At 65.7% G+C, this 19,740-nt stretch carries 17 protein-coding genes and 1 tRNA gene; 5 read left to right on the plus strand and 13 right to left on the minus strand.

The window, feature by feature from the left end:
* Nucleotides 1-36: 36 nt before the first annotated feature.
* A tRNA-Ser gene (locus tag KA261_08915) sits at nt 37-127 on the minus strand.
* A 196-nt stretch (nt 128-323) separates the two neighbouring features.
* Nucleotides 324-1,412 (minus strand): glycosyltransferase family 4 protein, encoded by a 1,089-nt coding sequence (locus tag KA261_08920; protein MBP7697918.1) that lies wholly within the window; start codon nt 1,410-1,412, stop codon nt 324-326.
* 212 nt (nt 1,413-1,624) lie between these two features.
* On the opposite strand from KA261_08920, the gene KA261_08925 reads away from it, so the two are divergent.
* The 4 genes from KA261_08925 to KA261_08940 are packed head-to-tail and all read left to right on the plus strand — an operon-like array spanning nt 1,625 to nt 5,969.
* On the plus strand, nt 1,625-2,719 hold the full coding sequence (locus KA261_08925) for an efflux RND transporter periplasmic adaptor subunit (protein ID MBP7697919.1): 1,095 nt from the start codon (nt 1,625-1,627) through the stop codon (nt 2,717-2,719).
* A 17-nt stretch (nt 2,720-2,736) separates the two neighbouring features.
* A complete protein-coding gene (locus tag KA261_08930) occupies nt 2,737-3,972 on the plus strand; it encodes an ABC transporter permease (GenBank protein ID MBP7697920.1) in 1,236 nt (411 codons plus the stop codon).
* Nucleotides 3,973-3,980: 8 nt separating this feature from the next.
* A complete protein-coding gene (locus KA261_08935) occupies nt 3,981-5,231 on the plus strand; it encodes an ABC transporter permease (protein ID MBP7697921.1) in 1,251 nt (416 codons plus the stop codon).
* Nucleotides 5,232-5,258: 27 nt separating this feature from the next.
* Nucleotides 5,259-5,969 carry an ABC transporter ATP-binding protein gene (locus KA261_08940; GenBank protein MBP7697922.1) on the plus strand — a complete coding sequence of 237 codons (711 nt, stop codon included), beginning with the start codon at nt 5,259-5,261 and terminating at the stop codon, nt 5,967-5,969.
* A 74-nt stretch (nt 5,970-6,043) separates the two neighbouring features.
* On the opposite strand, the gene KA261_08945 is transcribed toward KA261_08940, so the two are convergent.
* A complete protein-coding gene (locus KA261_08945; GenBank protein ID MBP7697923.1) occupies nt 6,044-6,691 on the minus strand; it encodes a CDP-alcohol phosphatidyltransferase family protein in 648 nt (215 codons plus the stop codon).
* Nucleotides 6,692-7,060: 369 nt separating this feature from the next.
* Between KA261_08945 and KA261_08950 the strand changes: the two genes are divergently transcribed.
* Nucleotides 7,061-8,536: a hypothetical protein gene (locus KA261_08950; GenBank protein MBP7697924.1), complete on the plus strand. Its 1,476-nt coding sequence runs from the start codon at nt 7,061-7,063 to the stop codon at nt 8,534-8,536.
* A gap of 121 nt (nt 8,537-8,657) precedes the next feature.
* Here KA261_08950 and phoU read toward each other — a convergent pair whose 3' ends face one another.
* The 10 genes from phoU to KA261_09000 all read right to left on the minus strand — a co-directional run bounded on the left by phoU (nt 8,658) and on the right by KA261_09000 (nt 19,698).
* Entirely contained in the window at nt 8,658-9,377 is a 720-nt protein-coding gene (gene phoU / locus KA261_08955) for a phosphate signaling complex protein PhoU (GenBank protein ID MBP7697925.1), read from the minus strand.
* Nucleotides 9,378-9,426: 49 nt separating this feature from the next.
* Nucleotides 9,427-10,245, minus strand: coding sequence for a phosphate ABC transporter ATP-binding protein (gene pstB / locus KA261_08960; GenBank protein MBP7697926.1), 819 nt, complete (start codon nt 10,243-10,245; stop codon nt 9,427-9,429).
* Between the two features lie 79 nt (nt 10,246-10,324).
* Nucleotides 10,325-11,290 carry a phosphate ABC transporter permease PstA gene (gene pstA / locus KA261_08965; protein ID MBP7697927.1) on the minus strand — a complete coding sequence of 322 codons (966 nt, stop codon included), beginning with the start codon at nt 11,288-11,290 and terminating at the stop codon, nt 10,325-10,327.
* Nucleotides 11,287-12,246 (minus strand): phosphate ABC transporter permease subunit PstC, encoded by a 960-nt coding sequence (gene pstC / locus KA261_08970; GenBank protein MBP7697928.1) that lies wholly within the window; start codon nt 12,244-12,246, stop codon nt 11,287-11,289. Before pstC ends, pstA begins: the two co-directional genes overlap by 4 nt.
* 101 nt (nt 12,247-12,347) lie before the next feature.
* A complete protein-coding gene (locus KA261_08975) occupies nt 12,348-13,196 on the minus strand; it encodes a PstS family phosphate ABC transporter substrate-binding protein (protein MBP7697929.1) in 849 nt (282 codons plus the stop codon).
* A gap of 95 nt (nt 13,197-13,291) precedes the next feature.
* Nucleotides 13,292-14,407: a putative porin gene (locus tag KA261_08980; protein ID MBP7697930.1), complete on the minus strand. Its 1,116-nt coding sequence runs from the start codon at nt 14,405-14,407 to the stop codon at nt 13,292-13,294.
* Nucleotides 14,408-14,603: 196 nt separating this feature from the next.
* Nucleotides 14,604-16,391 carry a PAS domain-containing protein gene (locus tag KA261_08985; protein ID MBP7697931.1) on the minus strand — a complete coding sequence of 596 codons (1,788 nt, stop codon included), beginning with the start codon at nt 16,389-16,391 and terminating at the stop codon, nt 14,604-14,606.
* On the minus strand, nt 16,391-17,080 hold the full coding sequence (locus tag KA261_08990; GenBank protein MBP7697932.1) for a response regulator: 690 nt from the start codon (nt 17,078-17,080) through the stop codon (nt 16,391-16,393). Before KA261_08990 ends, KA261_08985 begins: the two co-directional genes overlap by 1 nt.
* 138 nt (nt 17,081-17,218) lie before the next feature.
* A complete protein-coding gene (locus tag KA261_08995; protein ID MBP7697933.1) occupies nt 17,219-18,583 on the minus strand; it encodes a sigma-54-dependent Fis family transcriptional regulator in 1,365 nt (454 codons plus the stop codon).
* Nucleotides 18,580-19,698: a hypothetical protein gene (locus KA261_09000; protein ID MBP7697934.1), complete on the minus strand. Its 1,119-nt coding sequence runs from the start codon at nt 19,696-19,698 to the stop codon at nt 18,580-18,582. Before KA261_09000 ends, KA261_08995 begins: the two co-directional genes overlap by 4 nt.
* Between the last annotated feature and the right edge of the window lie 42 nt (nt 19,699-19,740).

A 19,740-nucleotide genomic window follows, 5' to 3' on the forward strand; every position in this document is an offset into this window, starting at 1 on the left:
GACGTGTCAAATCAAGTGTCGTTGACAATTAGAAAGCGGAGAGACAGGGATTCGAACCCTGGATAGAGCCATTAAGCCCTATAACGGATTAGCAATCCGCCGCCTTCAGCCTCTCGGCCATCTCTCCGTTCAGGATTGCGGATTCGTACATAGGAATATATCGGCGCCCCGCCCCCCGATCAAGCCATTTTTTCTGCCGCCCCGGCACTCCCCGCCACACACTGGCCAGTCGGCGCCCGGCCCTCCGCTGGGAACCTGTCGTACGGTCACGCCTTCGGGACGCCACCGGAGATCGGTTCCGCCATTGCCGGTCGGCTCTGCAATCACGGGTCAGTCCTGGGATCGGGCGTGGCGGGATCCGGCGCATTTGCCGAAGCCGCCCATTGGGCCAGGCTCGCGGGCGCGTGGCGCGAGAGCCGGGCGCACAGGGCGGGCGTTTCGATCAGTTCGAGCAGCCGGTCGGCGAGGCCGGCGAAATTGTTCGGCGCCACGAGCAGCCCGTTACGGCCATCGCAGATCACTCTCGGGATCTCCCCGACCGCGGTGCTGACGACGCACCGCCCGCAGGCCAGCGCTTCCAGCAGCGAAGTCGGGAGGGCGTCGATGGTGGCGTTGTTGAGATAGATATCGGCGGCGGCCATGCGGCGGGCGACCTCGGCATGGTCGACCCGGCCGGTGAAGGTCACGCCGTAGATGCGCTCGCGGCGGACAAACTCCTCCAGCCACGGGCGCAACGGACCATCCCCCACGATCGTCAGCTCGGCCCGCGGGTATTTCTGTTTGACCAGGTGGAACGCCTTCAGCGCGCCGGTCAGACCGTTTCCGGGCGCCAGCCGTCGGGTCATGATGATGTGCGGCTGCACGGCGGTGACCTGTTTGGCAGGGAACAACTCGGCATCGACCGTATCCGCCCGCACCGCGGCGGTCAGCCCGTAGCGGGAGAACACCTCCGCCAGATACGCGCACGACACGACCACCCGATCGCTCAGCCGCAGGAAGGGGATAATCGCCCGCGCGTAGTCGTCCAGCTCGGTTTCCGCCTTGTTGCTGCGGTAGAGAACGGTGGTCCGGACGCCGAAGAATTTCGCCAGCAGTAGCACGGGGGCGACCTGGTCGACGAACGAGAGATCGGAGTGGTAAGTGACGGTCAGCGAGGCGAAGCGGGGGAGCGACCGGACCAGGAGGCGCAGTCCCAGGAAGTAGTCGCGGAGCCAGCGGAAGACGGTGGTGCGGGCGGCAAAAGCCGGGAGCGCCATCGACAGCGAACTGTCCCGGCCCGCCCGCAGAGTCGCCGGTTGGGGCTGGGGGCGGCGGTCCGCGGGGGCGGCCGCCGCGAGGTGCGGGGGCGCGGTCGGCGGGCGGGCTATCGCCGCGGCCGGGCGGCCGACTATGTATCCTTGCGTCATCGCCATCGCTGCTGCTGCCTCCGCTGAGATAAGGACCGGGACCGCGGGGGAGCCGGCCCGGTATTTCTTGTACGCGCGGGGGGGCACGAAGTTCACCCGGGGGCCCCGGGGGCCGCGCCAGGGCGAGGGCGCCCGAAACAATTCGCCGGCCCTCCCGTATTGCCTGACGTAGAAGTTGAACAGCGACGCAAATCTCACGTTACAGGGAGTCAGGCCCAATGGTCAAGAAGGTCTTCCTCATCACCTTCATCGTCGTCATCGTCGGAGGGGTTCTGTTTTTCGCCATCGACGGCTCGGCCAAGAAGGAGGAGGGGCTGAAAACGGTGCCGGTGGAGCGGGGGGACATTATTGACAAGGCCCTGGCGGTAGGGCGGATCGTGCCGGAGAAAGAAATCGCGGTCAAGTCCAAGATCTCCGGCATCGTCAAACGCCGCTACGTCGACGTCGGCGAAACCGTGGCGGTCGGCGACCCGCTCTTTGACATCGCCCCCGACCCGACGCCGCTGGAGTTCGCGGAGTCCAAGCGCCAGGTCGAGCTCGCGCAGGTGACGTTCGACAACGCCAAACGGGAATTCGACCGCACGCAGTCGCTCAAGGACAAACAGCTCATCTCCAACCAGGAGTTCGACAAAGCGCGAGCCGCGTACGAGGAGGCGGAACTTCGGCTCAAACTGGCCGAGGAGCGCCTCTCCCTCATCCAGTCGGGGCGGACCACGGTCGCCGACCTGCAGGTCGACAACACGATCAAGGCCCCCATTTCGGGGACCGTGCTCTCCATTCTCGTCGAGGAGGGCGATCCGGTCGTTCCGCTCACTTCCTACCAGGCCGGCACCGAGCTGATGACGATCGCCCGCATGGACAACCTCGTGTTCAAGGGGGACGTCGACGAAATCGACGTCGGCAAGCTGCACGAAGACATGGGGGCGGAAATCGAGGTCGGGGCCCTGCCCAACAGCAAAGTCACCGGCCGCCTCACGAAGATCTCCCCCAAGGCCTCGCAGAAAGAGGGGTCGACGCTGTTCGAGGTGGAAATCGCTCTGGGCGAAGTGAGCGACACCTTCCTCCGCGCCGGGTACAGCGCCAACGCGGACATCATCATTACGAAGAAGGAGGGGATACTGACGGTGCCGGAGCGGCTGGTCAAAACAGAGGACTCCGTCTCGACCGTCGAGGTTCAGGATACTCTCGGTGTGGTGACGAAGCGTGAGGTCAAGACGGGCTTATCGGACGGGATCAAGATCGAGATCACCGACGGCCTTGAGGAGGGCGAGCTGCTGGTGGAGCGGCCGCCGCGCGAGATCACCGGCGACTGAGGCGGACGGAGGATGTGATGGTCCCGCTGCAGGTATTCCGCCAGTTCATGAACGACGTGCGCCGCCAGAAGCTGCGGAGCGCCCTGACCATGTTCGGCATCTTCTGGGGGACCTGCGCGATCGTCCTGCTGTTCGCTTTCGGCCAGGGCATCGGCGAGGCGCAGATCAAGTCGCAGCGCGGGCTCGGCGAAGACATCGCCATCTTCTGGCCGGGAATCACCTCGAAGGAGTACCGAGGGCTGCCGCGCGGGCGCCGTATCCGCCCGACCGAGGACGACGTGCTCCTGATCAAGCAGAAAGCGCAGGCGGTCCAGCGCATTTCGCCGGAGTACTCGCGCTGGAACGCGCCGATGAAGTACGGCCGCAACGAGACCGTCCGCAACATCGTGGGCGTCTGGCCGGAATTCGGCGAGATGCGCAACCTGATCGCCGACGTCGGCTCGCGGTTCCTCAACGGGTCCGACATGGCCGAGCGGCGGCGCGTGGTGTTCCTCGGCAACCGGCTCAAGACCGACCTGTTCGGCGACCAGGACGCGGTCGGCCGCGTGGTCCTCATCAACAACGTGCCGTTCACGGTCGTCGGCGTGATGAAGTCGAAGAAGCAGGACAGCTCGTACAACGGGCGCGACGACAGCAAGGCTTTTATCCCGGCCTCGACCTTTCGCGCGATGTTCTCGATCCGCTACCTGAACGATTTCGTCGTCCAGTCGTACCCCGACCGGACGATGAAAGAGGCCCGGGAGGAGATTTACGGAATCCTGGGGGCGCGCTACCGGTTCGATCCCAGCGACACCGAGGCGCTCATGGTGTGGGACACGACCGAGGGGATGGCGTTTCTCAAGACGTTTTTCCTCGCCTTCCAGGCGTTTCTGGTCGGGATCGGCGCGGCCACGCTCATCACCGGCGGGATCGGCGTCTCAAACATCATGAACGTCGTGCTCGAAGAGCGGACGAAGGAGATTGGGATCAAGATGGCGCTGGGGGCGCGCAAGAGCCTGATTGTGTCGCAGTTCGTGATGGAGACGCTGCTCATCACCGGGTTCGGCGGCCTGTGCGGGTTCCTCTTCGCCGCCGCCATCATCGCCGCCGTGCCCATGTTCCAGGTTGCAGACTATATCGGCACGCCGCGCATCGACTGGTTCGGAAGCCTCGTGGCCACGCTGCTCCTCGGTCTGGTCGGTTTCATCGCCGGCATCTTCCCGGCGCGCCGCGCCGCCAACCTCCAACCCGTGCAGGCCCTGAAGCTGTTCTGAGAGCGGCTATGATCAACCTCGCGACCGTCTACAACGTCTTCATCCGGGATTTCCGGAAGCAGAAGAAACGGATCACGCTGACGCTGATCGCGCTCGGCTGGGGGACGATCTCGATCGTGCTGCTGCTGGCGTTCGGCGAGGGACTCCAGCGGCAGATGTCGATCAACGGCAAGGGGCTGGGCGAGGGCATCGCGATCGTCTGGGGCGGCCAGACAACGATCCCGTTCAAGGGATACGGCAAAGGGCGCCCGATCTGGCTGAAGAAGGACGACGTGCGGTACCTGGAGGAGCGCGTGCCCGGACTCCGCTACATCGGCGGGGAGTACCACCGCTGGGGGACCGAGATCCGCTACGGCGACAAGGTGCTGAGCGAGCACGCCAACGGCATTCCGCCCAACTACGAATTCATGCGTTCGCACATCCCCATGCAGGGGGGGCGGATGATCAACGACCTCGACATGCGGCTCAAACGCCGGGTCGCCTACCTCGGCCACAATCTCAAGGAGCGGCTGTTCGGCGACGAGGATGCGGTCGGCAAGCAGATTCTCGTCAAGGGGATCCCCTTCACCATCGTCGGCGTCGAAATCGAGAAGATGCAGATGAGTTCCTACAGCGGCCAGGATGCCGACAAGCTCTCTCTTCCCGCCACCACGTTCGAGGCGATTTTCGGCGACCGCTACCTCGACAACATCGTGTACCAGCCCGAGCGCGTCGAGGACATGAAAGCGGTGGAGAAGGCCGTGTACGAGGCGATGGCGGCGAAGTACACGTTCGACCCGGCCGACGAGCGCGCTCTGTGGGTGTGGGACGTCGCCGAGTCCGCCCGGCAGTTCGAGAACCTCATGATCGGGCTGAAGCTTTTCCTCGGCATTGTCGGCGGACTGACGCTGCTCATCGCCGGGGTCGGCGTGGCCAACATCATGTACGTGTCGATCCGGGAGCGGACGCGGGAGATCGGCATCAAGATGGCGGTGGGGGCGCGGCGGTCGTACATTCTCGCCCAGTTCCTCATCGAGGCGATCATCATCACGTTCTTCGGCGGCTTCGGCGGCCTGGCGATCAGCTACATCCTCACCGAGGGTTTCAAACGCCTTCCCATCGAATCGGAGGTGCTGGATTTCATGGGACGGCCGACCATCTCGCTGGACGTGGGCGCGATTGTCGTCGCCATCCTCGGCGTCATGGGCCTGCTGTCGGGCTTTTTCCCCGCGCTGCGGGCGGCCTCGGTCAACCCGGTGGAGTCGCTGCGCTACGAGTAACCATTGGAGACAGGGAGCACAAACCACATGCTGATCGCACTGCACAACGTCGAGAAGGAATACCGCACCGGGGCGGTGTCGTTCAAGGCCCTCAAGGGGGTGTCGCTGGCGGTCGACCGGGGCGAATACCTCGCCATCGTCGGGCCCTCCGGCTCCGGCAAGTCGACCCTCATGAATTTGATCGGCTGCCTGGATGTGCCGAGCGCAGGCGAGTATCTTCTCGACGGCCGGCCGGTCGGCGCCATGACCTCCAATCAGCTCGCCGACATCCGCAACCAAACCATCGGCTTCGTCTTCCAGGCGTTCAACCTGCTGCCCTACGCCACGTCGTTTGAGAACGTCGAGGTCCCCCTCCTGTTCGCCCGGGTGCCGGCGCGGCAGCGCAAACGGCGGGTGCTCGAGCTGCTTGCCCGGGTCGGCCTCGCCGACAAAGTCAGCAACAAGCCGACCGAGCTCTCCGGCGGCGAAATGCAGCGTGTGGCGATCGCCCGCGCGCTGGCTAACGAGCCGGAGATCATCCTCGCCGACGAGCCGACCGGCAATCTCGACACCGCTTCCGGAAAACAAATCATTGCCCTGTTCGACGAGCTCCGCAACGCAGGCAAGACAGTCATCATCATCACGCACGATGTCAACATCGCCAAACAGGCGCCGCGCATTGTCCGCATCCGCGACGGGGCAATCGAGGAGAACGGCTACCACCCGGTGGGGGTGAACGTCCAATCCCTCCAGGGTTAAGCGGCTGCCTCCGATGACCGCCTTTTTCGGAACAGGCTATCCGGTCCCGATTCTGCCGGCGCCTTCAGCCGGAATTACCAAAGGTATTCGGCGAGTTGGACGGCGAAGATAACCAGAAAGAGCACCAGCAGAGTAACGCGCACCATCTTGTAGCCCGGGCGGTCGTGCTCGGGGGCAGGCCGATCGCCTCGGCGAACCCGCAGGAACACGCGGGCATAGAGGATCATCGAAAAGGCAATGAGGGCGAGCGTAATCGGCGGCATCACCAACATGCCGAACGGGAAGCGGATGACATAGCTGCCCAGCAGGAAGGCGATCGCGGTGAAAGTGTATTTCCCGGTGATGTTGGAGCCGAGGACGACCTTCCGCCCCTGCAGCAGGAAGAGCCCGGCGGCCATGATGAGCAGGTCCCGGCCAAGAATGACCACCGCCAGCCAGAGCGGAAAACCCCGGTAGGCGACCAGCAGGAGTACCAACACCCCGGCCATGATCTTGTCGGCCACCGGATCGAGCACCCGGCCGAGGTCGCTGGTGAGCCCCCGCCGCCGCGCCAGGTAGCCGTCGAGTCCGTCAGTCACAGCCGCCAGGAACAGGAAACCGACGCAGACAAACGGGGCGGCCGGGGTGTCGAGCCACAGGAAATAGCCGATCAGCGGGGTCATCGCGATCCGCGACAGACTCAGCAGGTTGGGCAGGCGCCCTATTTCACGCCAGGAAATCACACTCTTTTCGCCACGTTTCGGGTTGTCCGGGAAACTAACGCCGCCGGTGAATCTTCGCAAGGGGTATGAACGGCCGCCGGGCGGGCTAAAGCATTCCGCGCCGCGGCCGATACCACTACTACCTCCTTTTGAGAGACTCTTTCGTTAACAGTTGCAGGTGCGCCGCCGCGCCCCGCCGGGCGCGGCGTTCTTCTGCCGGCGGGATCGCTTCCCCGGCCTTCGCAGTGCGCAACTATCGCTTGACAAACGGCACCTTTGCCTGCATGTTAAAGTAGTCATCGGGGATCGCCCGACCCTGCTCACACAAGCGCCGATCCCCTTACTCAAACCATTTATCATGAGCGCGCTTTCGCGCAGGAGGATACTGTGATGATCGTGCCGCGAATATTGGCGGCAGCCATCCTCGGCGTGCTGTTGCTCGCAGCGCCCCAGGCAGCAGCACAGCTGTGCGGCGATGTGGACAACAGCGGGGGCGTCAGCCTTGGAGACCTCGCCGCTCTCGTCAACTGGCTCGGCATTGAGGGTGCCCCGCCGTTGCCCAACCCGGCCATGGCCGAAATGGACGGCCGCGCCGGCATAACGGTGGGCGATCTAGTGCCGCTGCTCGAATACGTCTTCGAGGGCGGGCCGGTCCCCACGTGCGGCGCCACGGATACCTACACCTTCGCCCCTTCGCCGGGCGACACGCTGTTTATCCCCCGCATGCTCGGCATTGCGGCGGAAGTCAATGAGGTTACGCTCCCGCTGACGATCCACGTGCAGTCGGGGGTGCGGGCCTTCAACCTGTCATTTTTGGAAAACACCGCTGGACCGGCCTTCCGACTGGCCGACGTCACCTACCCCCCGGAAGTCGGGCTCCTCCTCGTGGGCCGGGACTACACGAATCACGATTCGTGCCGGGCCATCGGCCTTGAGTTCAACCCGAACCCATTCACGGGCACCATCGTCGTCGCCAATCTGATCTATGAGCGCTATTCGTCGGGAGTGGCCGACATCATTCCCGTCCCGGTCAACCGGGCCGATCCGTACCGCAACGCCGTGGCGCGCGACGGCGATCTGTACGTGCCGACCGTCGCGTATCTCGATGCAGCCCGGCCGCCTGACACGCTGTTCGCCGCTCCCACGGCGCTTGATTTCGACGCCGTCTACGGGTATCCGGCCGTCGACACGCTGCCGGTCAGTTTCACCTCGGCGCCGGCTGCGGTCGACTTCACGATCTCCCCGGACGAGAGCTGGATACGGGTCGTGAACGGCGCCGAATCTCCGTGGACCGCCCCGGCAACGGTGCAGGTGACGGTTGATCTTGCCGGTCTCCCCGGCGGCCTTCACACCGGGCACCTGAACATCTCCACCACCGACCCCGAGGTCATTCTGCCGGCGAGCGCCATCGAGGTCAACCTCACGATCCAGGCGCCGGTCGACACGCTGTTTGTCTCGACCGATTCAGTCCGCCTGGAGGCGGTGGCGGGCGTCCCTTCGTACCCGATTGTCTATGTGAATTTCAGCCACTCCCTGAACCCGCTCCAGTTCAACCTGTTGCCCGGCCAAAGCTGGGTGAAGCTCGCCGACCCGGCCGCGGCGCCGTTCACCTCGCCCGCGACTGTGGGGCTGACCGTCAACCATACCGGCCTGCCGATCGGGGAGTATGTCGGGGAAATGCTGGTCGTTCCGGCAGCGCCCGGCGTCTATGTCGAGCACAGCCCCATCCGCATGTATCTGAAAGTAACCGGACTGGCTCTCCCGCCGGGTGACCTCAACTGCGACGGGGCGGTGGCGGTTGCCGACGTGACGATGCTGATCAACTACCTGTTCCGCAACGGTCCGCCGCTGACGCCGTGCCAGTAAGGCGGCTCAGCCCCCGACCGCAATTCGCACACAAGCCGGCCGCCGCGTCCCACCGGGCGCGGCGGTTTTTGTCGCCGCAAGCGCCCCGGTTTCTCGTTCGGGCGGCCGCCCGGTCCCCCGGCTAGTCCGATCCGGACGGCCCGGCTGTCCCGGAATCTCCCCCGCTCTCCTCGGAATGATTGTACTGGTCCATCCGGTGGCGGGCGATGATGCCCTCGACCATGTAGATGACGTCTTCGGCGATGTTGGTGGCGTGGTCGCCGATCCGCTCGAGCTGGCGGGAGACGGCGAGCATGTGGATGTAAGTTTCGATCTGGTCGGGCTGGGCGCGCATGCCGGCCTCGACCTGGCGGTACATCTCCCGGTGGAGCCCGTCGATCTCGTCGTCGCGGAGACACACTCCGGCGGCGAGGTCGGGGTTCATAGAGACGAGGGAGTCGATCGCCCCTTTGAGCATGTCCTTGGCGATCTCCGCCATGCGGGGGAAGTCGAAGGGGAGGACGACCCTGGGCCGGGCGGCGAGGAAGATCCCCTGCTCGGCGATGCCGGCGGCGAGATCTCCTATGCGCTCGAGGTCGCTGTTGATTTTGAGGACGGCGATAAGGAAGCGCAGATCGATCGCGACCGGCTGGTGGAGGGCGAGAATTTTCAGGCAGTCCTCCTCGACCTCCACCTCCATGCGGTCGATCTCCCAGTCCGACTCGCACACGCGCAGCGCCATCTCGGAGTTGCGTTCGGCGATCGATTTCACGCTCAGGTGGAGGCGTTCTTCGACCATCGCGCTGAGCGACAGGATCTTCTTCTTGATCCGCTCGATTTCTCTCTGCAGGTGTCGGGTCATGCGATCGGGTTCCCTTTTTCCGGGCGTGTGTGGTTTGCGTCGGGCCGCCTCAGCCGAATCGGCCGGTGACGTAGTCCTCGGTCCGCTTGAGCGACGGCTTCGTGAATATTCTCCGCGTCGGCCCGTACTCGATCAGGCGCCCCTCGTAGAAGAAGGCGGTGTAGTCGGAGATGCGGGCCGCCTGCTGCATGTTGTGGGTGACGATGACAATCGTGTAGTTGTCGCGCAGATCGCCGATCAGGTCCTCGATCTTGGTGGTGGAAATGGGGTCGAGGGCGGAGGCCGGCTCGTCCATCAACAGCACCTCGGGCCGGACCGCGAGCGCCCGCGCGATGCACAGCCGCTGCTGCTGCCCGCCCGAGAGCATGTAGGCGCTCTGATCGAGTTTGTCCTTCACCTCGTCCCACAGAAACGACCGCCGGAGCGCATCCTCGACCGACGCGGCGACAATCTGCCTGTCGGTCACGCCGTTGACCCGCAGGCCGTAGGCGACGTTGTCGAACACCGACTTGGGAAACGGGTTGGACTTCTGAAACACCATCCCCACCCGCGTCCGCAGGGTGGAGAGGTCGGCGATGTCGCGGTAGATGTCGAGACCGCCCAGCCGCACCGTGCCTTCCATGCGCGTGCCCGGGATCGTATCGTTCATCCGGTTGAGGGTGCGCAGGAAAGTCGACTTGCCGCAGCCGGAGGGTCCGATGAGCGCGGTGACGCGCTTCTCCGCAATCTGCAGGTTGATGTCGAAGAGCGCCTGGTGGTGGCCGTAGAAGAAGTTCTGGTGATCCACGGTGATCTTGCAGGCGGTCTCGCCCTCGGGCTCGGACGGACGCGCGAACCGCACCTGCGGCGCGCGGAGCGGATCGGCCATCCCCGGGCGGGCCGGTTCTCCGTCGGGCAAAGCAGGCGGCGTCGGCCGCGGCCGGTTGTCGGCGGTGGGCGGTGTGTCTTCAGGCATTCGGACGCCTCGCGCGCAGTCGCGATCGAATGATGATCGCGGTGAAGTTAAGGACAAAGGTCAGCACCAGCAACACCAAAACAGTGCCGTAGAGGATCGGCTTGGTGGCCTCGATGTCGGGCGACTGGGTCGCCATGACGTAGATGTGGTAGCCGAGCTCCATGAACTGGTCGTTGAGCCGGGTGGGGAGGTAGGGCAGGTAGTAGGCGGCCCCGGTGAACATGATCGGCGCGACCTCCCCGGCGCCGCGGCTCACGGCCAGGATGCCGCCGGTGAGAATCCCCGGCATCGCCTGCGGGAGAATGATCCGCCGGATCGTCTGCAGTTTGGTCGCCCCGAGCGCGTAGCTGGCGTCCTTGAGCTCTCCCGGGATGGTCCGCAGCGCCTCCTCGGTCGAGATGATCACCACGGGAAGGGTCAGCAGGGCGAGCGTGGCCGCCGCCCAGACGATCGCCGGCTGTCCCCACACCGGGCCCGGCGCCCCGCCATGAAACACCGCGTCGAGCCCGCCGCCGACGAACCCGATGAAAAACCCCAGTCCGAACAGGCCGAAGACGATCGATGGCACCCCGGCGAGATTGCTGATCGCGATGCGGATCAGCCGCGTGATCTTCGAGTCGGGCCGCGTGTATTCGTGCAGGTAGACGGCCGTCAACACCCCGATCGGCACCACCGCGATCGTCATGAGCAGCACCAGCGCCACGGTCCCGAAGATCGCCGGGAAAATACCCCCCGCCTGCATCCCCTGCTCCGGCGGATGGGTAAGGAAATCGACCGAGAGGACTTCCCGGCCGCCGATCAGAATGTTGGCGAGAATGACGGCCAGCATGAGCGCGATAATCGCGACGGCCGCCAGGGTCAAGGACTTCGGAAGCAGCCCCGTGCCTTTGGCTTTCAACTGAAAGTCGGGCGCCGGCGGGCCGGGCCGCGCCGCGAGGCCGCGGGGGACGGCGCTCATGACGTCCTCCCCTGCAGGCGCGTCCTGATCCGGCGCAGCGCCACGTCGCCCCCGAGGTTGATGAGGAAGGTGAAAACGAACAGGAGGGTTCCGAGCAGAAAGAGCACGCTGTAGTGGGCGCTCCCGAACACGACTTCGGCCAGTTCCGCGGCGATGGTCGCGGAGAGCGTCCGCACCGAATCGCCGGGCGCGAGCGAGACGACCGCGGCGTTCCCCGAGGCCATCAGCACAATCATCGTTTCCCCGATCGCGCGCCCGAACCCGAGGATGACGCCGGCGGCGATGCCCGGCAGGGCGGCCGGAAGCACGACTGTCCGCGAGACCTGCCACCGGTTGGCCCCGAGCGCCAGCGCCGCGTCGCGCAGCGACTGCGGCACCGAAGTCATCGCATCCTCCGCCACCGTGAAGACAATCGGGATGACGGCGAGGCCGAGGGCCAGGCCGGCGGTGATCGCGTTCAGCCGGTAAGTCAACCCGAGCGCGTTCTGCACCACCGTCGCCAAAACAAGCAGGGCGAAGAACCCGAGGACAACGGAGGGAATGCCCGCCAGCAGTTCCACCACCGGCTTGATGAACTCCCGCAGGCGGCGGGAGGCGAACTCGGCCGAGTAGATCGCCGCCCCCACGCCGAGCGGGACGGCGAATAGCATGGCGATGAGCGCCGCCTTCAGCGTCCCCACAAACAGCGGCAGCAGCGAGTACTTCGGCGTCCCGGACTCCGGCTGCCATTTGCACGACGCCTCCCGCCCCGCCTTCCACTCCTGCTTGACGACCATTTTCTCCAGCGTGACTTCCTCGCGGACGGACTCATCGGTGAAAATCGGGACGGCTTCCTTGAAGATAAAGATGAAGATGAGCGCGACCGAGACCAGGGCGGTGAGCGCCGTGACCTGGATGAGGCGCTCGCCCAGGAACTCCCTGATCTTCGATTTCGGTCGGAACTGGTAGGGCTGCATACTTACTCACCCGGCAGCGCGCCGCGGCGGGCGGGCCGATGCCCGCCGCCGCGCGGCTATTGCTTTGCTCTCTCCGCCGGCGGTCGTCGCCGTCTCACGGCTCACGGAACCTGGTTGGCTCTGGCTCTCTCGGCGGGCAGCGGCACGTAGTCGATGTCGGCCGCCATGGTCTGACCGGCGGGCGAGAGCACCCAGTTGAGCAGTTTCTTCAGCTCGCCGGTCGGGGGGCCGTTGAAGAACCAGTAGAGGTCGCGCGAAATGGGATACCGGCCGTCCGAGACCGTCTCCAGCGAGGGCATCACGGCGGCGGCTGTATCGTTTTGCCGAACCGCCGCGAACTTCACGCCCGTCGCCCACGCCAGACCGCCGTAGCCGATCCCGTTGGGATCCTTCCCCACCGCGTTCACCACCGCGGCCGTCCCCGGAAGCGTCTGCGTCCGATCGGCGTAGTCCTCATCATTCAGGACGTGCTCCTTGAAGAACACGTAGGTGCCGGAGTTGTTTTCGCGGCCGTAGAGAATGATCGGAGCGTCCGGTCCGCCGACCTCTTTCCAGTTGACGATGGCGCCGGTGTAGATGCCTTTGAGCTGGGGCACGGTGAGCTCGCCGACCGGGTTCTTCGCATTGAGAAACACGGCGATGCCGTCGAGCGCGACCGCCACCCGGAATGGCTCCTTGCCGTTCTTTTCGGCCAGTTGGTACTCTTTCTCCTTCATGTCGCGGGAGGCCTGGCAGATGTCGGTCGATCCGTTGAGCAGGGCGGCGATCCCCGTGCCCGAGCCGCCGCCGGAAACCTGGATCACCGTCCCCGGATTTTGCTTCATATACTCCTCGGCCCAGCGCTGGCCGAGGCGGACGAGCGTGTCGGACCCTTTCATCGTGATGGCGCCGGCGCTCAGCGCCACTCCGGCCACGAGCAGCAGGGCGCCGCCGATCAGTACCTTCTTCATCGTGTTCTCTCCTCTGCCTTCCATCTGGCGTTCCGATGACATAACATTTGCATTGTTAGGATCTTGTGAGGATGCCTCTTGCACGGGTGTGCCCCTCAGAATTTGAGCTGCAGGTCGACCTGCAGCCGGTTTAAGTACTCGGCCTTGTCGGACGCACCGATTCCGATGGTGTTATAGAAATAGGTGGCGCTGAACGTAGTGTTCCCGGCCACCTGGCAGGCGGCTGAGACCTCGTGGCCGGAGGCGTTGGCGCCGCCCTCGCCCAAGTCGGAATCGGTGAACGCCCCGACGACGGCATCGGCCTCGAGCTCGCGGTAGACATACCGCACCGTCCACGAGCCGGGATTCTTGATTTTGCCGGCCGACGCCCCGAGCGACCAGCCGGCATTGAGGCTGTCGGCTTCGATGTTGTTCACGTAGTGCCCGAACAGCGCCGCCGGCACCGCGCCCAGGGGGTGCGTCAATTCCACGAACGCCTCCACGATGTTGTAGTCATGCGCGTAGACATTGACTGTCTCGCCCCCGAACTGCGCTTCCACCGCGCTGTTGCCGAAAGCATCCTCTTCGTCGTAGAAGAGCGGGAAACCTTTGATATTCTGGTAGTCAAAGTAGCCGGCGCCAACGAGCAGGCCCGATTTGTCCTCGTTGAGAGAGAGACGGGCGGAAACCTGCCCGCTGCCGAGCCAGCTGTCCTTCGTCTTCGATCGCTCCTGGATCCACAGACCGGACACAACCGCGGCCAGAGTGAGCTTTTCAAAGTTGTGCTCCAGTGCGGCCGCCGCCCCCTCCGGGTTGAGGTCGCCGTCCCACTGGAGTTCGGAATGGCCGGGGATGATGAAAGGCTTTTCCATCTTGCCCGCCGTGAGGGTCAGGAAGCTCAGGCGTGCGGGGCGATACATCAGGGAGGCCAGGTCGAGCCCCAGATTCTTGGTCGTGAACGACTCCCCGAGCGTCTGGTTAGTCGAGACCGGATCATCGGAACCTGAGGCCAACCCCACGACCACTTTGGCGGTCTCCGAGACCCGGCCCTCGATCGCCAGGCGCGCCCGAAGGCGCTGGCGGTTGCGTGCCGGCGAAGTATCGCTGTTGCGGTCGAGCACTTCATGACGGTAGCGCAGATCCCCTTTGACCTTGACATTGTCTGTCCACTCCGCGGCCGAGGCGGCGCCGACGACGGAGGCGGCAAGAAAAACGATTATCCCTCTCTTCATGTTCTCAAGTCCCTTTCACCTTGCACGGTTTGCACAGGGGCCGGACGTGCGGCGTCCGGTTTCTCTATTCCATGGCGACAGAACGTACTCAGTGTTAGGCGGAGGTTAGCGCCGGGTTAATTGGCCGCGAATTTTCTCGTCACCGTCTCCGCACCTACGGGCGCTGCACGATGACAAGAGGCTACGGCGCAATGAATTAGGCCGAGTGCGGCAGATGGATGCTGAACGTGCTCCCCTGTCCGACCGCGCTGCGCACCGTCACCCGCCCCTTGTGGGCGCGGGCGATGTGTTTGACGATGGCCAAACCCAGCCCGGTTCCCCCCTGGTCGCGGCTGCGCGCCTTGTCGATGCGATAGAACCGCTCGAAGATCCGCTCGTGGTAGCGCGGCTCGATCCCCGGCCCCTCATCGGCGACGAACAGCTCGACGCCCTCGACCGACCGGCGCGCCCCCGCCCGCACCGTGCTGCCGGCCGGGCCGTAGGTGATCGCATTGCTCAGGAGATTGACGAGCGCCTGCTCCAGCAGGCTGGGGTTGATCGGGGCCACGAGATCGAGGTCGCCCTCGCACAGGAGCGCAATCCCTTTCTCCCGGGCGCGGGATTCGCAGCTCTGCACCGCCGACCGCAGCACGCCTCCCACGGGCCGGCGTGTGACCTCACACCCCTCGCCGTCGCGCTCCTGCTCAAGGCGCGAGAGGGCGAGGAGATCCTCGATGATGTTGTTCAACTGGTCGGCCTGGCGCTTGATGATCTCAAGAAAGCGCCGCGCATCCTCGGGCCGGTCCATCGCCCCGTCGAGCAGCGTCTCGAGAAAACCCTTGATCGAGGTGACGGGCGTGCGGAGTTCGTGGGAGACATTGGCGACGAAATCTGTGCGGATGTTTTCCAGACGGCGCAGGCGGGTGATGTCGTTGAGCACGATCACGCCGCCGGCGGCGTTGCCCGACCCGTCGCGCAGCGTGGTGCCGTGGACCTGCAGCTGCCGCTCGTCGTCGCCGGCCAATTCGATCGTCCCCTCCACCGGCGCTCCGGAGTGGAGCGTCTCCGAGACCAGGCGGTGCAGTTCGCTGTTGCGCACAACCTCGGGCACGCTCCGCCCGACGGCCTCCTCGGGCCGGATGCGGAGCAGCCGGGCGGCGGCGGCATTCAGGGTGAGGATACGTTCGGAGGTATCGACCGCCAGGACTCCCTCGACCATGGCGGCGAGAATGGCCTCCTGTTCGTTGCGCCGGCGGCCGATCGCCTCCATGCGCTCGTGGAGCTGGGCGGCCATTTCGTTCATCGCCTGGGCGAGCCCGGCGATTTCCTGATGCCCGGCCGCCGGAAGGGCATAGTCGAACTCGCCGCGCGCGAACCGGTCGGCGCCGGCGCGCAGGTCGCCGATCGGGCGCACCACCGACCGGGCAACGAGGCGGCTGATCACGGCCGCGAGCAGCACCAACAGCAGTCCGCCGACGACCACATCACCGGCCAGCGTCCCGGTCACCGTCCCGATCCCCCCTTCGGCCGCGTCTTCCGGGATGGCCGTCCGCACCACGCCGACCACCCGGTCGTCGGCAAGGACCGGCACCGCCGTGTACAGCATGTGGCGCTGGAGCGTGCTGCTGTAGCGCCGGGAGGCCATCATCTCTCCGCGCAGGGCGGCGGCAATCTCCGGGCGAAACCGGTGCTGCTCCATGTGTTTCGGATCTTCCTCGCTGTCGGCCAGCACGCGGCCGTCGGCCCCCACGACCGTGAACCGCGTCCGGCCGGCGCGGCCGAGCGCGACCACGAGCGAATCGAGAGCATCGTTGTCGTGCGCATCCAGGTAGGGGGTGATGACCCTCTCCGCCAGCCGCGCCCGCATCTCCAGATCGTGGACGGCTTCATGGTAATGGGCGGTCCGGTAAGCCTGCCGCGTGTAGAGGTAGACGCCCCCCGCCGCCAGCGCCACGACCAGTACAAACGAGGGGAACAACTGCCACAACATCCGCCGCTGCCGCATCAGTTCTCCCGGAGGCGGTAGCCGACGCCCCGCACGGTTTCGATATACCGGCCGGCCGCGCCCAGTTTCTTGCGCAGACCGACAATCTGCACATCGACCGACCGGTCGGTGACGATCACATCCTCGCCGCGCACCTGGTTGACGATCTGGTACCGCGTGTAGACCCATCCGGGCCGCCGCGCGAGGAGGTGCAGGATCTGAAATTCGGTGTGCGTGAGTTGGACCGGGCGGCCGTCGACGCTCACCTCGTGCCGCCCGGGGTCGATGATGAAGCCGTGAATGGCCAGCCGCGCCGCGGCGTCCTCCGGCCCGGTCGCCTTGCGCCGGAGCACTGCCCGGATGCGCGCGATGAGCACTTTGGGGCTGAACGGCTTGGCGATATAGTCATCGGCCCCCATTTCGAGCCCGGCGACGATGTCGCTCTCTTCCCCCTTGGCAGTGAGCATGACAATCGGGATCGCGCGGGTGGCGGGGCTGTGCTTCAACTGGCGGCATACCTCCAAACCGTCGACGCCGGGCAGCATGAGGTCCAGCAACACGAGCGCCGGCGGCTCCCGGCGGGCGCAGGCCAAACCGTCTTCGCCGGTCACCGCCCGCACGACGCGGTACCCCTCGCGGGCGAGGTTGTAGGCAATCAGCTCCTGGATGTCCTGTTCATCTTCGATGACGAGAATCGGTTCCTTCGCCATGGCGCCTCTCCACCGGCTGCGACGGTCGCTTTCCGCACTAAGGTAAAACGCCTCCCCCGGTAAGGAAACCACTAACTTTCCGTTAGACTTGTGTGAGGAACGACGGGGCCCCCCGAGGACGCGCGGGTCGCCGACCGCTCAGGCGTCCGGGCCGTGCAGGCCGTACTTCTTCATCCGGTACACCAGAACGTGCCTCGGGATTCCGAGCTGCAGCGCGGCCCGCGACCGATTGCCGCCGGTGCGGGTCAGCGCCTTGATGATGAGTTGCTTCTCCGTCTCCGGCAGGGTGCGCTCCGGTTCCGGGTCGCCCGCGGCGGGGCGGGCCTCGGCCGGGCCGACGTCGCGGCCGAAATCCGGAGGCAAATCCGCGGTCGTGAGCACCTCGCCGCGCCGGAGGATCGCCATGCGCTCGATCAGGTTTTCGAGTTCGCGGATATTGCCCGGCCAGGCGTACGCCGCCAGCCGCGCCATGAGCTCGGCATCGACCGCCAGCGGCGCGGAGGGGGCGAAAGCGCGCGCGAACTCCTTGACGAGAATGGGGATATCCTCGCGCCGCTCGCGCAGGCTCGGCACCCGGAGGGGAATGACGTTGAGCCGGTAGTAGAGATCCTCCCGGAATCTCCCCCGGGCGGCTCGCTCCTTGAGGTCCACATTGGTCGCCGCGATCAGGCGGACATCCATCTCGACCGGCTTTTCCGCGCCGACCGGCTCGATCGTTTTCTCCTGAATCGCCCGGAGGAGCTTGGCCTGCAGGTCGATCGACAACTCAGCGATTTCATCGAGAAAGAGCGTCCCCCGGTCGGCCAGCTCGAATTTCCCCCGCTTGTCGCGCACGGCCCCGGTGAACGCCCCCCGCACGTGCCCGAACAGCTCCGATTCGATCAGATCCCTGGGGATGGCGGCGCAGTTGACGACCACCAACTCCCGGTCGGCCCGGTGGCTGCCGTAGTGGATCGCCCGCGCGATCATCTCCTTGCCGGTGCCCGACTCTCCCGCAATCAGCACCGTCGCATCGGTCGGCGCGATTTTCTCCACCAGCGCCATCATCTCCCGGAAGGGGCGGGAGACGCCCACGAGTTTCCGCATTACGTCGCGCCCCCGGAGTCGTCCCCGCAGGAGGCGGTTTTCTTCGGCGAGCCGGCGATGCTCGAGGGCCTTGTCGATGGCCACGAACAACTGCTCGTCCTCGAACGGCTTGGTGAGATAGTCGAAGGCACCGAGCTTGACGGCCTGCACCGCCTGGGCGACCTCGGCGTGGGCGCTGATGAAAATCACCTCAAGATCCGGCTGTACGCCGCGCACCCGCTCGAGCAGTTCGATCCCGGACAGCCGGGGCATCCTGATGTCCGAGAGGAGCAGGTCGAAACGCTCCCGGGTGAGGCGGTCGAGAGCCTCGGCGCCGTCGCCGGCCGCCGTGACCGCGAACCCCTGCCGCTCCAGCTTGAACTGGAGGACGCGGCGCAGTGAGGCGTCGTCGTCGGCCAAAAGAATGCGCACCGTCATCGCACCTCCCCCGCGGGCAGCCGGAGCGTGAACGTCGTCCCCGCCCCGACCGTGCTCTCGACCGCGATCGACCCGCCGTGGCTTTCGACGATCTGCCTGGCCACGGCCAGCCCGAGACCGCTGCCCGAGGATTTCGTCGTGAAGAACGGGTCGAAAATGCGCCCGACTGCCTCCGGCGGGATGCCGTGGCCGCCGTCCGCTATCGTGAGGCGCGCGCCGCCGGCCTCGGATTCCACGGCCACGCGCACGGCGCCTCCCGGGGCGGACGCCTCGAGCGCATTGAGCAGCAAATTGAGCATGACCTGGTGGATCTTCTCCCGGTCGCCGACGATGGCGACGTCCGGCTGGATGTGCCGCACCAGCCGGACGCCGGCGTGGGCCGCCGGGGCCTCGATCTGGCGCAGTCCGGCCGCCACCGTCTCCGACAGATTCATCGGCGCCAGGTGCGGCTCGCGCGGGCGGCCGAACTCGAGGAAATCGCGGAGCGTCCCGTCGATCCGCCGGATCTCGCTCACCGCGATCTCGCGGAACTCCGCCCGGTCCGCCTCCGGCGTGTCCTTGTCGCAGATGATCTCCACCGCCCCCTTGATGCTGGCGATCGGGTTCTTGATCTCGTGGGCCACGGTCGAAGCCATCCGGCCCACCAGCGCCTGGCGCTGCGACCGTTCGAGCGCGAGTTCTGTCTCCTGCTGGCGGCGGCGGACCCTGCGCTCGCGGTCGACGATCCCGCCGATCAGGCCGCCGAGGGCGAAGTAGAAGACGATTTCAGTGACCTCTCCGGCCGTGTTGTGCGCGCCGAGGTCGTTGACGAAGATGAACGGGAGCACGAGCAGCGAGATCGCTGCCGCCGCCCCCAACCCCCCCCGCAGGCCGAACCAGGAGGCGGCCAGGACGATCGGGATGTAGCACAGCCGTCCGTGGATGGCATGGATCCAGTGCTGGGGACCAAAAATCGGCTCCAGCACCCAGCCGTAGTGAATGCTGACCGTAACCAGGATGATGCCGCCGATGATCGCCAGACGGTAGCGCGTTCTCTCAGGCAGAGATTCAGTGAGCGAGCCGGAGCGCGGGCCCGCCAAAGGGGAGCTTTCCGGATGGGCAGGCGTCTTCTGCACGTTTCCTCCTGAAAACGGTATCACCGGCGGATTGGCCGGCTT

The sequence above is a fragment of the Candidatus Zixiibacteriota bacterium genome (genome assembly GCA_017999435.1).
In the GTDB taxonomy this organism is placed as follows: Bacteria; Zixibacteria; MSB-5A5; order GN15; family FEB-12; genus JAGNLV01.